The sequence below is a fragment of the Dyadobacter jejuensis genome (assembly GCF_003149085.1).
Lineage (GTDB): Bacteria > Bacteroidota > Bacteroidia > Cytophagales > Spirosomataceae > Dyadobacter > Dyadobacter jejuensis.
Map to the genome: position 1 here is coordinate 820574 of NZ_QGDT01000001.1, position 14007 is coordinate 834580.

A 14007-nucleotide genomic window follows, 5' to 3' on the forward strand; every position below is an offset into this window, starting at 1 on the left:
TTACTGAATTGGCTGTAGAAGGAGACAAGAGCTTGTAAATTAACTGAAAATCTCTTTCCTTCTAGAACCTTTGAGCAATTGAGTTAGCCAATGCATGAATAAAAAGAGCAGGCAATAGGCATGCGAGCTGTAAAGTGCAGTCCGCCGTGCGGTTCATGAGTCAATCTCAATTTATTTTTCTTTTTTAGTGGATTATCAAGCAACGAAACGGCCCAGCAAGGAGGGGCAAGCCTGAGTACGTCTATAAACCCTGGAGGAACTCAATCGTAATTTAGCTTGGTAGGTACCCCATGCAAATGGATTTTTAAGGCCGAGTTTTTTTCTGTTGCCAACCTTCGCCATCATCCGACTAAAGTTAAAACACTTTTAGCATCGTTTATTTTATTGTCTCTATGCACCATTTCGTTGGTCATCCTTTTTACTTGTTTAGTCTAGACTTTGGTCCGAGGATTTAAGTAGTTAAGAACAAATGTTAGCTAGATATTTTGACCTTAAAATTAAGCTAAGTCATTTGTCTAACATTAAAATCTTATAATTTTAATGTTAGACTAGTAAGTGAGCATCAAAGCATATATGGTACTGATAGCCAACATCATTAAATGACTATTTTAATGTTAGTTACAGCAAATCTGTTCACTGGTACCGTATGTCAGAGGGAATGTCCGGGTAAACGAAACACAATAATAGATTGCAGTGTTAGCCATTACAGCCACGAAACGGACAAAAGGTATCCAATTTTCCTGCCTGTCAACAAGAAGTTTATCAACGAATTGTAAAAAATGCTCATGAATAAAAATTCATCAATGCGCTCCCTTGCAACCCGGCTAATAAACAAATTTGTATTACACAGAAATGAAAAAGGACTTAGAGGATTCCCCTAAGTCATTGATTTTCAACGTGTGCTTGCCTGGGATCGACCCGCGGAGGGCGACCCGCGCTCGGGCGACCCGTCTGCGCCACGGCAGCATTACCTACTGATGATGAATCCATTGCCGAAAAGATGCCATCGGCATCTTACGTTTGTAGCAGAACAAAAACCGATGAATTTCCGACTGCAGGGCAGTCGAACCAAAGCCGTACAAACCTTGAAATTTACTTCTATCCCTGTCATCATTTTTGCCTGTTGTTGGGCAGCGTATTTTTAGGTTAATTCAATCAATTCATGAGCTTATGAACTTTTTTGCAGGGGTTTTGATTTGAAAAACTTCTATCAAAGTATCGGTTTTCAAGTTTTTCTACATTTTTAATAGCATTCTCTTGATTGTCATATTTGTTTAAAGGGAGAATACATTTTTTGGATCAAGACCAAATGTTTTGGAGTAACATGGATGAAGCCTATAACAAAGATGTTCGATACCTACGGCATCGTCATAGACGAATCTTTGTTTGTATTTCTATAAACATTTTATCCCGCTGGGATAATGTTGGACTGGATTTTAATTCAAATTGAATATTTTGAAAATATTGGGGAAAAGATGCATCTAACGTTTGTAGCAGAACAAAAAACCGATGGATCGAACCAAAGCCGTATAATTGCTCCAACCTCTATGAATTAGGTGGGTAAAAACAAAAAGGACCTAGTCTGTTAAGATAAGTCCTTGAGTATCAATGTGGGCCCACCTGGAATCGAATCGGCGGGCGCCCCGCGGGCGGGCGACCCGTCTGCGCGACCCGGTCGAACGCGACGGCGGTCTACGCGACTGCGACAGTACCAACTGATGATGAATCCATTGTCGATCAAGACCAAATGTTTTGGAGTAACATGGATGAAGCCTATAACAAAGATGTTCGATACCTACGGCATCGTCATAGACGAATCTTTGTTTGTATTTCTATAAACATTTTATCCCGCTGGGATAATGTCGCACTGGATTTTAATTCAAATTGTATATTTTGAAAATATTGGGGAAAAGCTGCATCTAACGTTTGTAGCAGAACAAAAAACCGATGGATCGAACCAAAGCCGTATAATTGCTCCAACCTCTATGAATTAGGTGGGTAAAAACAAAAAAAGACCTAGCCTGTTAAGTTAAGTCCTTGAGTATCAATGTGGGCCCACCTGGAATCGAACCGCACGGGCGCCCCGCGCACGGGCGACCCGGTCTGCGCGACCCGGTCTACGCGACGGCGGTCTACGCGACGGCGGTCTGCGCGACGGCGACAGTACCTTAGCGGATGTTTCTAAGAGGGGAGGGGTATAGTAAAGGTTTTATGGTATTATCCTGACAACCACACCCCCGCCCGTCTATACGTCGTGTCATAATTCCAGGTCGGGGAGCCATTTTTGATTCGTGGCAGTTGCCATTCTAATTGCAAAGTGGAGGTTTTAACATTATCCTTCGGTTACAAAGAATTAACAAACGGAATGAACACGACGGTAGTCCTCCCCTATAAATCTTCCTCATCGGTTCCTTTTTTCTATTAAAAAATAGAACATTCATATTTGAAATATTGATATATTACGGCTTTCATTTAGTTAGTAATATGTCTGAGAGTCAAAAAAGAGAATTAGAAAGTAAGCTGTGGGGGATAGCTAATATCCTCCGTGGTAAAATGAATGCTAGTCAGTTTCAGGATTATATCCTAGGGTTTATATTTTATAAATACCTGTCCGATAAGCTGGTCAATGAAGTAAACGAGCTTCTAAAGCCCGATGGCCTCACCTATGCCGATATCGATGAAAATACCGAAGAAGGAAAGCAAGACCTAGAACATCTCAAAGAGATTACGGTTGAAAGACTAGGCTTTTTTCTGAAACCTTCCGAATTATTCGGTACGCTGGCCCGGCGTGGAAACGTCCGGCGTGGTAACGTTACAGAAGATGAAACGAAACCCCTTACCAATACGACCGCAATTTTAGCAGAGGATACTGACGAGGAGTATGCGCAGACCTTTATACTGGAAGATCTGGAACGGGTGCTGAAGAATATTGAGCGTAGCACCCTGGGAACGGATTCACAGGATGACTTCGACAACCTATTTTATGATATAGACCTTAATTCTACCAAGATAGGAAAATCGGTAGATGACCGGAATAAGGTAATTGTAAAAATCCTGACCGCTCTCAATACTATTGATTTCGATCTGGGTAGTACCGATTCCGACGTATTGGGCGATGCCTATGAGTATCTGATCGGACAGTTTGCAGCGGGAGCGGGACAAAAGGCAGGAGAATTTTACACGCCTCAGCAGGTTTCTACCGTATTGGCCAGGATCGTGACCACGGGGAAGAAAAAACTAAAATCGGTATATGACCCTACCTGTGGATCGGGTTCGCTGTTGTTGCGGGTAGCCAAGCAAGTGGATGAGGTAGGGCATTTTTACGGGCAGGAAATGAACCGAACCACCTACAACCTGGCCCGGATGAATATGATACTCCATGACGTATCTTATTTGCAGTTCGATATCAAAAACGAAGATACCCTGGAGCATCCGCAGCATTTGGGTCATCGTTTCGAAGCCATCGTGGCCAACCCGCCTTTTTCCGCCAAATGGAGTGCCAGCCCCTTGTTAATGAATGACGACCGGTATAGCCAGTTTGGTAAACTAGCCCCCAAGGGAACGGCCGATTTTGCCTTTGTGCAGCATATGTATTACCAGTTGGCCGATAATGGGGTACTGGCTACTGTATTGCCTCACGGCGTACTTTTCCGGGGTGCCGCTGAGGAGCATATCCGCAAACATTTTATTGAAGAACTCAATGCCATCGATGCCGTAATCGGCTTGCCTGCCAATTTGTTCTTCGGTACCTCCATTGCCACTTGTATTTTGGTACTCAAAAAATGCCGGGAAGATAATGAGCATATTCTATTTATAGATGCCAGCAAAGGATTCGACAAGCAAAAGACACAGAACTACCTACTGCCGGAGCATATTGATGCCATCGTAGATACTTTCCAAAATCGCAGCGGCGTAGACAAATATGCCTATAGGGCCACCCTGGATGAGGTGCGGGAAAACAACTACAACCTAAATATTCCCCGCTACGTCAATACTTTTGAAGAAGAAGAAAGCATTGACCTGGATGCCGTTGCCGACGAACTGGTACAGATAAACACCGAGTTGGCTGAAACGGAAACCAGTATCTTGGCTTTTTGTAAAGAACTCAACATTAAAGCCCCGTTTTAAGTTATGGAAAAGTTAGTGCCAGAGTTGAGGTTTTCTGAGTTTGAAGGGGATTGGATAAGTATAAAATTTGAGGATGTTGTGGTATCTCTTGATTCAGGTGTCAGTGTGAATTCTGTTGATGTCCCGATAAGTGCTCCTGGGCAAGTTGGTGTACTTAAAACTAGTTGTGTACTTAATGGGAAGTTTTTTCCGAATGAAAATAAATCAATAATTGACATAGATGTTAAACGTGCAAAATTGAATCCTGTTGTGGATTCTGTTATCATAAGTAGGATGAATACTCCTAATTTGGTTGGTGAAAGTGGTTACGTTTCGAAAGGTTACGATAATATATTTTTACCCGATCGACTTTGGTTAGGCCAGGTAGATATGTTAAAAAACAATTCGAAATTTTTTAGTCTAATGCTATCATCTGCAAAACTTCGAGACATTCTAACAAATATTGCGACTGGCACTAGCAATAGCATGAAAAATATTTCCAAATCAAGCTTTTTAGGCATTTCTTTACCTTTCCCCACCCTCCCCGAGCAAACCAAAATTGCCGAGTTTCTAACGGCCATAGACAAGCGTATAGAGCTACTCACCGCCAAAAAGGAGAAACTTACCCTTTACAAAAAAGGTGTGATGCAAAAGATCTTTAATCAGGAATTAAGGTTTAAAATCGATAATGGTCATGGTGAGCTTGTCGAACCACCGGAGTGGGAGGAGAGGAGGTTGGGAGAGGTCGTAATAATTAATCCAGTGTCCAAAGATAAGTTGCCTAATGAATTTCTTTATATTGATTTAGAGAGTGTTGTTAATGGCAATTTGGTTAAAAAATCAATAATATCTAGAGATGATGCACCTAGTAGAGCGCAAAGAATGCTTGAGATAGGTGATGTGATTTTTCAAATGGTAAGACCCTATCAGCAGAATAATTATATTTTTAGAAAATCTTTAGGCAAACCCGTAGTAGCCTCTACAGGATATGCCGTTCTTAGGTCTGATACTAATTCAAATTTTGTTTATCAATTGATTTGTAATCAGTCTTTTACAAACGAAGTTATAAATAGATGTACTGGTACGAGCTACCCTGCTATTAATTCTAAGGATTTGGGGGGCATAATTTTCAATTATCCGAAATCGCAAAGTGAAATTAATAAAATTGGGCAATTTTTAACTTCCATAGATGCTAATATTCTAAGCTTAGACAATCAAATCACCCTCAACCAAACCTATAAAAAAGGCCTATTACAAAAGATGTTTGTATAGTGCCTTATCCCTATCGTTATGAGTACACAGTCGGAATTAGCCCTGGAGCAGAACCTTGTCGTTCAGCTGGTGGAGAATGGTTATGAAAACGTCTGCATCAAGAATGAGGCGGATTTGCTAAGCAATCTCAAAACCCAATTGGAAAAGTTCAATGAAAGGACTTTTACCGATGAGGAGTTTAAACAGATCCTCAACCACCTTACCAGAACGACCAACGTTTTTGAAAAGGCTAAAATTCTAAGGGATAAGTTTTCTTTCAAAAATGCCGATAATGAAACCGTGTACGTCCGTTTCCTAAATATGGAACACTGGTGCAAAAATGAATACCAGGTAACCAACCAAATCACAGTTGATGGTAAGTACCAGACCCGCTTCGACGTTACGATGCTCATCAATGGACTTCCACTGGTACAGATAGAACTCAAGAAACGAGGGCTGGAGCTTAGGGAGGCTTTTAACCAGATAGATCGCTACAAAAAACATTCCTACCATATCGGTATGGGACTGTTTCAATACATTCAGATCTTCGTGATCAGCAACGGGGTGAATACCAAATATTTTGCCCTGACCAAAAAACCAGATTTTAAATTTACCTTTTACTGGACAGACGAAAACAATCGCCGTGTTTCCGACCTTGAGTCCTTTACAAAAGTGTTTTTGGACAAATGCCATGTGTCCAAGATGATCACCCGCTATACGGTACTACACGAAGGCGATAAGGCTTTGATGATCCTAAGACCTTACCAATACTTCGCAGTAGAAAAAATACTGGAGCGGGTGAAGAACTCCCCAACCGTGGGGCCCTCCAAAAATGGCTATGTCTGGCATACCACCGGATCGGGCAAAACGCTGACTTCCTTTAAGGCCAGTCAGATTCTTTCCCGGATTCCCAAAGTAGACAAGGTGGTATTTTGTGTAGATCGGGTAGACCTGGATTATAAGACCACCCTGGAGTTTAATGCCTTTAGTCCCGGTTCGGTCGATGGTTCTGACAATACCAAAAAGCTGGTCAAACAGTTTGCCGACCCTAGTGTGCGGCTTATCGTGACCACCATTCAGAAACTCAATACGGCCATTACCCGGGAGCGGCACCAAAAGACCATGGACGGACTCAAGGATAAAAAGGTCGTCTTTATCTTTGATGAATGCCACCGAAGCCAGTTTGGAGATACCCACAAAAACATAGTACGGTATTTTAACAACCACCAAATGTTTGGCTTTACCGGTACGCCTATCTTTACAAAAAATGCCGCTACGATAAAAAGACAAAAGGTGACCACCGCCATGCTGTTTGGGGAGAGGCTGCATACCTACGTCATTACCGATGCCATCAAAGACCAGAACGTACTGCCTTTTTCGGTGGAGTATACAGGCCGGTACGAGTACAAAGACAACAGTCGGTCAAACCTGGATATTGATGTGGAGGCCATCGATACGGCGGAGCTATTGGAAAGTGAGGAACGGCTCAGTAAGATAGCCCACTACATCATTGGTATTCACGATTCGAAGACCTATAATAGGGCCTTTACGGGTATGTTTTGTATCAGCAATGTTAAGACGCTTATCAAATATTACGACCTGTTTAGAAGGCTAAAAAGAGAGGGGAAGCATGATTTAAGGATCGCCTCGATATTTAGCTATACAGCCAATGAAGCCCCAAACAGTGATACAGGCGAAATACCTGAGGAGGATCTGGATTTTAACAATAGCAAAGTCGATATACATACCCGTGATGTAATGGACAAATACATAGAGGAGTATAACCAAGAGTTTAAGACGTCCTTTTCGACCAAGGATAGCCAGTCTTTTAACGATTACTATAAAAACGTGGCCAAACGTGTAATCGATAAGGAAATCGATTTACTATTCGTGGTCAATATGTTTCTGACTGGCTTTGACAGTAAAAAGCTAAATACCTTGTATGTAGACAAGAACCTAAAATACCACGGACTGATTCAGGCCTATTCCCGTACCAATAGGGTCACCGGTGAAAAGAAATCACATGGAAATATAGTGGTATTCCGTAATTTGAAACAGGCTACCGACGATTCTATAGAACTGTTCTCTACCTTAGACGCCAAAGAGACGATCTTGATAGAGCCTTACGAGGACTATGTAGAAAAATTTGATCAGGCCGTAGCTACGTTATTATCCGTTGTTCCTACGGTTGGTTCTGTGGACGATTTATTGGGTGAAGATGAACAATTGAGGTTTATAAGGGCTTACCGCAACCTGATGCGGATCAAAAATGCAATGGAGACCTTTGTGGATTTTACTTTCGATAGCTTGTCGATGGATGCGCAGACCTTCGCCGATTATGGATCCAAATACCTGGACTTGTACAATGCAACGAAAAGCAGTACCGAAAAGAAAAAGGAATCCATCTTGAACGAGGTCGATTTCCAATTGGAATTGATTCGGCGAGATGAAATCAACGTCATGTATATTTTGCGTTTGTTGGCTCAAAATCGGGGAGGGGATGAGGCCACACGTAAGAAGCGGGAACAGGAGATATTAACCATGGTATCTTCAGATCCTGTCCTGAGTACCAAGCGGGAACTAATAGAAAAGTTTATCTTAGAAAACTTACCCACAGTATCGGAAGACGAGCTGGAGCGAGAATATGAAGATTTCCTCAGCGTAGAAAGGCGGGTTGCCTTCGAAAAACTCACGGCTGAGGAAGATATTAATCCTGAATTGCTTCAAAAAACCATGGACTCCATAGAGTTCTCAGGCCGATTCCCTACCAAAGATGAATTGGTAGATACCCTAAACAAAAAGCCTTCCTTTAGGAAAAGGATTTCGATAGGGGAGCGGCTGGTCGTTAAGTTAAGCGAGTTTGTAGGTAAGTTTATGGAGGGGTGAGGTTAGTTCGATGCACTATTTCGTCGGTCGTTTAAATTGGTAATTATGTACGAATCAATTACAGTTGGGGTCTTGCTTGTCCTAGTATTCATTGGAGGCTATATTAGAAGACAGAGAAAGAAGAAGGAAAAAGTGAGGCTACTCGTATCTTTAACTGGTTCTTTTTTAGTAGAATATGATAACTATTTAGTGGCTAATAAGGAATATGAATCCTTATATAAAGGCTATGTTGCGAATTTCCCATACAATAATTTAAAGAAAAAGTTTTACTACTTATATCAACGTATAGATGAAAATGTGCTGGGCCAGTTATTTCTGAAATCTGATGAGCTGGAGTTGGTGAATTTATTCATTGGATATTATAAACGAACTGAGGAAGATGTTGAAATTCACAACAGACGTTTTCTGGTAAAGGAATTAGTCAAGCGAAAGCGTTTTTTTGACATAGTAGCAGGTGTTCCTCTCGATGCACAGCAAAGAAGAGCTATTATAGCAAATGAAGATAATAATTTAGTTATTGCTGGAGCGGGATCGGGCAAAACAACTACTATAGTTGGTAAAGTTAAATATTTGGTGGATGTATGTGGAGTTAGCCCGGATAGAATACTTTTAATGTCATTTACACGAAAGGCGGTGGAAAATCTTGCTTTGAAAGTCAATGTAAATGGGGTTGTAGCTAAAACCTTTAACTCTTTTGGGCTGGAAGTTCTTAAAGAGTCGATATATAAACAGTCTATTTTTGACTCGAGTCAGTTTCCACATTTGATTCAATCAATTTTCAAAAAACTAATGAATGATGATAATTATTTACGAATGGTTACGGATTTCTTTATCGCACATTACAAAATTGAAAAAGATATTTTTGAGTTTGAAACGCATGGAGAATATATTGACCTCCTAAAAGATGAAAATTTTCAGCCAATCGAATTGGCCAATAGCACTAGGAAGAAGATTACATTAAAACACGAGAAGGTAAAATCTATTGAAGAATGTAAAATTGCCAATTTCTTGTATTTTAATAGGGTAGAGTATATATATGAGTATCCATATGAGTTTAAGACTGCCACTAAACATAAAAAGAACTATCAACCGGATTTTTCAATTTTCGTTGGCGATAAAAGGATTTATTTAGAACATTTTGGCATTAATAAGAAAGGTGAACCCGCTCCGATATTCCATGATCCAGAAGATTATAAGCAGGGGATAATATGGAAAAGAAATCTGCATAGGCAAAATCAAACCATTTTAGTTGAATCCTATTCTTTTGAAAATAGTGAAGGGATTTTATTAGAAAACTTAAAAAAGAATTTAGAGCGACATGGCGTAGTATTTAACTTAATGTCACAGGAGGAGATATGGAGTATACTTCAAAAAAAGGATCCAAAAGGGGAAGCTAAGTTTTTGGAAATAGTGCGAACGTTTATTGTTTTGTTAAAATCAAATAGCAGGTCAATAGAGATAATTAGTTCTGATTTGTCTACCATGGCTAGTGGTTCGAACAGGACTAGATTAATAGCATTTTTGGATATTATTAAGCCCATTTATCTGCAATATCAGAACCATCTTAGTCAAAGAGGTGAAATTGATTTTAGTGATATGATTAATCATGCGACAAAGTGTATTGCAGAAAACAAATTTCGGAAGCAATTTGATTATATTATTGTAGATGAGTTTCAGGACTTGTCAACAGGGCGATTTCAATTAATTAAATCATTAAAGGAGAGTAATCCATTTTGTAAATTATTTGCTGTAGGTGATGATTGGCAATCAATTTATAGATTCGCTGGAGCTGATATAACCCTTTTTAGTGAATTCGAAAAATATTTTGGATACACCCATTATTCCAAAATAGAAACGACATATAGATTTAAAGAACCATTGATTACGATTAGTAGTGAATTCATCCTACAAAACCCCAATCAGCTAAGGAAAGACTTAAAAGCATTTTCAAGTCAAAAGGGTCAAACGAATGTCAATATAATACAATACTACCAGTACGCTACTAAAGAAGAAAAACTTCCAAATTTTTTAGAGAGTTTGATATCAATATTGGAGGAACATATTTTTGCTGATTGTACAACAATAGATGATTTTAAGGGGTCTATTTACTTGCTTGGAAGATACAATTACGATCTAAATAAATTAGTAGCAGATAAAGGGGGTAAGAAAACTGTAGACCTTGCGGCAAAGTTTAAAATCTTAGATGATAATATAACCTATTCGAGTTCCATTGGTGATATCAAAATGAAATTCCTTACAGTCCATAAAGCGAAAGGTTTAGAAGGAGACTATGTTATTATACTGAATAATGATGCTGGGGAATATGGATTTCCATCCTTGCGTTCCGACGATCCGGTCTTGTCTTTACTTCTTAGTGGTGCCGATCAATTTGAAAATGGAGAAGAACGTAGACTTTTTTATGTAGCACTTACACGTGCTAGAGAAAAGGTATTTTTGATGGTAAATAACTCTAATATGTCAAAGTTTATTTCAGAATTAGTTACTGATAAGGAAAAAGAAGCTAAATGTCCGCAGTGTAAAACTGGTAATATAACTTTAAAGACCGGCATGAATAAGGAAACTAAAAAAACTTGGGCATTTGAATCTTGCTCTAATTTTACATTCGGATGTTCGTATCAGGTTTGGAAATAGCAGAAATTCTACCAATTAATAATTAAAGTCAGAGTACTTCCCAAGCACAGCCAAAAGTAGGTTTACGGGTGCCTACCGAACACTAAATGGATGATTGTAGGCGAGTTTGTAGGCGAGTCAAATAAAAAAGGACTTAGGTTTTGAGTCTAAGTCCTTGATTTTAAATGTGGGTCCACCTGGAATCGAACCGGCGGGCGACCTGCGCATGCGCGGGTCGGTCTGCGCAACCCCGGCAGTACCAACTGATGATGAATCCATTGTCGATCAAGACCAAATGTTTTGGAGTAACATGGATGAAGCCTATAACTGAGATGTTCGATACCTACGGCATCGTCATAGACGAATCTTTGTTTGTATTTCTATAAACATTTTATCCCGCTGGGATAATGTCGCACTGGATTTTAATTCAAATTGAATATTTTGAAAATATTGCGGAAAAGCTGCATCTAACGTTTGTAGCAGAACAAAAAACCGATGGATCGAACCAAAGCCGTATAATTGCTCCAACCTCTATGAATTAGGTGGGTAAAAACAAAAAAGACCTAGTCTGTTAAGATAAGTCCTTGAGTATCAATGTGGGCCCACCTGGAATCGAATCGGCGGGCGCCCCGCGCGCGGGCGACCCGTCTGCGCGACCCGGTCGAACGCGACCCCGGTCTGCGCGACGGCGGCAGTACCTACTGATGATGAGTCAGTTGCTCCAACCTCTATGAATTAGGTCGGTGAAAACAAAAAAAGACCTAGCCTATTAAGCTAAGTCTTTGATTTTCAATGTGGGCCCACCTGGAATCGAAGTCGAACGCGACCCCGGCAGTACCTACTGATGATGAGTCAGTTGCTCCAACCTCTATGAATTAGGTGGGTAAAAACAAAAAAAGACCTAGCCTGTTAAGCTAAGTCCTTGAGTATCAATGTGGGCCCACCTGGAATCGAATCGGCGGGCGCCCCGCGCGCGGGCGACCCGTCTGCGCGACCCGGTCGAACGCGACCCCGGTCTGCGCGACGGCGGCAGTACCTACTGATGATGAGTCAGTTGCTCCAACCTCTATGAATTAGGTCGGTGAAAACAAAAAAAGACCTAGCTGTTAAGCTAAGTCCTTGAGTATCAATGTGGGCCCACCTGGAATCGAATCGGCGGGCGCCCCGCGCGCGGGCGACCCGCGGGCGGGCGACCCGTCTGCGCGACCCGGTCGAACGCGACGGCGGTCTGCGCGACCCCGGCAGTACCTACTGATGATGAGTCAGTTGCTCCAACCTCTATGAATTAGGTGGGTAAAAACAAAAAAAGACCTAGCCTATTAAGCTAAGTCCTTGATTTTCAATGTGGGCCCACCTGGAATCGAATCGGTCGGGCGCCCCGCGGGCGGGCGACCCGTCTGCGCGACCCCGTCGAACGCGACCCCGGTCTGCGCGACGGCGGCAGTACCTACTGATGATGAGTCAGTTGCTCCAACCTTTATGAATTTGGTGGGTAAAAACAAAAAAAGACCTAGCTGTTAAGCTAAGTCCTTGATTTTCAATGTGGGCCCACCTGGAATCGAACCAGGCACCTACTGATTATGAGTCAGTTGCTCTAACCGAATGAGCTATAGGCCCTTTTACACTTATTAGAATCGAAGTCGACCCCGGTCTACGCGACGGCGGTCTACGCGACACTACCTACTGATGATGAGCGGACGGCTCGGGGTCAGTTGCTCTAAGCGACCGGGCAAACGCTTTGTGAGCTATAGGCCCGTGACAGCTGCGCTATCGGACTGCAAAATTAATCAAAGACTTTAATTCTCCAAACGATATTGATAAGATATTCTTATTCGTTCCGGGATAGGTTTATTATTTTTGCAAAAAACGATTGATTTTGAATAAACGAAAGATCATCAACGATCCGGTATACGGATTTATAACGATAACCTCGGACCTGCTGTTCGACTTGGTAGAGCATCCTTATTTTCAGAGGCTACGCCGCATTAAACAACTCGGATTGGCCGATCTGGTATATCCTGGCGCCTTACACACCCGCTTTCATCATGCGCTAGGAGCCATGCACCTGATGACCCTCACCCTGCAATCCCTAAAAGACAAGGGGCACCAGATCAGTGACCAGGAGCAGGAGGCTGCACAAGCGGCGATACTTTTGCATGACCTAGGCCATGGGCCCTTTTCGCATGTACTGGAAAACGTGCTGATGCCAGGCGTTAAGCATGAGGCCATCACGCTGGTGTTGATGCAGCAGCTGAACCAGGAGCTGTCGGGGAGGCTGCAGCTGGCCATAGAAATGTTCGAAGGGACCTATTCCCGTCGGTTTTTCCATCAGATGATCTCCAGCCAGCTGGATATGGATCGGATGGACTATTTGAATCGCGATAGTTTTTATACCGGCGTGGTAGAAGGGTCGATAGGGGCCGATCGCTTAATAAAGATGTTTGACCTAAGCCACGACGAATTGGTGGTAGAGGAAAAGGCCTTGCTGAGTATAGAGAGTTTTTTACATGCCCGCCGGCTGATGTATTGGCAGGTATATTTGCACAAAACCCTGCTCTGTGCCCAGGCCATGCTTACCCAGATCATGCACCGGGCCCGGTTGCTGTCGAGGGAGGGCGTCACATTATTTGCTACTCCGGCCTTTACCAAGTTTTTGAAGGAGGAATATAGCCTCGAGGGTTTTCAGGAAAACAAGGAATTGTTGGAGGCCTTCAACGATTTGGACGATAACGACGTATGGGCTTCTGTAAAGGCTTGGACGGCACACGACGACTTCGTGCTCTCCCGATTGTCGAAGGCCCTGTTGAATAGGAATTTATTTAAGATCGCCTTTTTTGACAATCAACCGGACGCCAACGTACTAAACCAACTAAAAAATGAGTTGTTGAGGGAAGGAATTGATGAAAGTCTGATGGATTATTTTTTGGTTTCGGGGCTTACCATCAATTCTGGGTATGAAAACCAGCGGGATCCGATCCGGGTCAAAATGAAGACTGGGGAGCTGTTGGATATCGCAGAAGCATCCGACGTTCCGACCATAGAAGCCTTAACGAAGATTGTCCGCAAGTATTATGTATGTTGGACTAAACCTGTATCTTTGCGAGGTTGGTAATATATGGCTTCCACAAAAGA

General features: G+C 42.0%; 5 protein-coding genes and 1 tRNA gene. 5 read left to right on the forward strand and 1 reads right to left on the reverse strand.

Annotated elements, in window-relative coordinates:
* Positions 1 to 2484: 2484 nt before the first annotated feature.
* From CLV98_RS03370 to CLV98_RS03385, 4 genes are read left to right on the forward strand one after another with little or no spacing between them, the layout of a single operon-like run.
* On the forward strand, positions 2485 to 4128 hold the full coding sequence (locus tag CLV98_RS03370; RefSeq protein ID WP_109672757.1) for a type I restriction-modification system subunit M: 1644 nt from the start codon (positions 2485 to 2487) through the stop codon (positions 4126 to 4128).
* A gap of 3 nt (positions 4129 to 4131) precedes the next feature.
* On the forward strand, positions 4132 to 5379 hold the full coding sequence (locus CLV98_RS03375) for a restriction endonuclease subunit S (RefSeq protein WP_109672759.1): 1248 nt from the start codon (positions 4132 to 4134) through the stop codon (positions 5377 to 5379).
* An 18-nt stretch (positions 5380 to 5397) separates the two neighbouring features.
* The gene (locus tag CLV98_RS03380; RefSeq protein ID WP_109672761.1) at positions 5398 to 8244 is read left to right on the forward strand and encodes a type I restriction endonuclease subunit R; all 2847 of its coding nucleotides are present in this window, start codon (positions 5398 to 5400) and stop codon (positions 8242 to 8244) included.
* 45 nt (positions 8245 to 8289) lie between these two features.
* The gene (locus CLV98_RS03385; protein WP_109672763.1) at positions 8290 to 10896 is read left to right on the forward strand and encodes a UvrD-helicase domain-containing protein; all 2607 of its coding nucleotides are present in this window, start codon (positions 8290 to 8292) and stop codon (positions 10894 to 10896) included.
* A 1522-nt stretch (positions 10897 to 12418) separates the two neighbouring features.
* Here the strand turns inward: CLV98_RS03385 and CLV98_RS03390 are convergent.
* Positions 12419 to 12492: transfer RNA gene (locus CLV98_RS03390), tRNA-Ile, on the reverse strand.
* Between the two features lie 259 nt (positions 12493 to 12751).
* Here CLV98_RS03390 and CLV98_RS03395 point away from each other — a divergent pair.
* A complete protein-coding gene (locus CLV98_RS03395; RefSeq protein WP_229203182.1) occupies positions 12752 to 13987 on the forward strand; it encodes an HD domain-containing protein in 1236 nt (411 codons plus the stop codon).
* Positions 13988 to 14007: the final 20 nt, after the last annotated feature.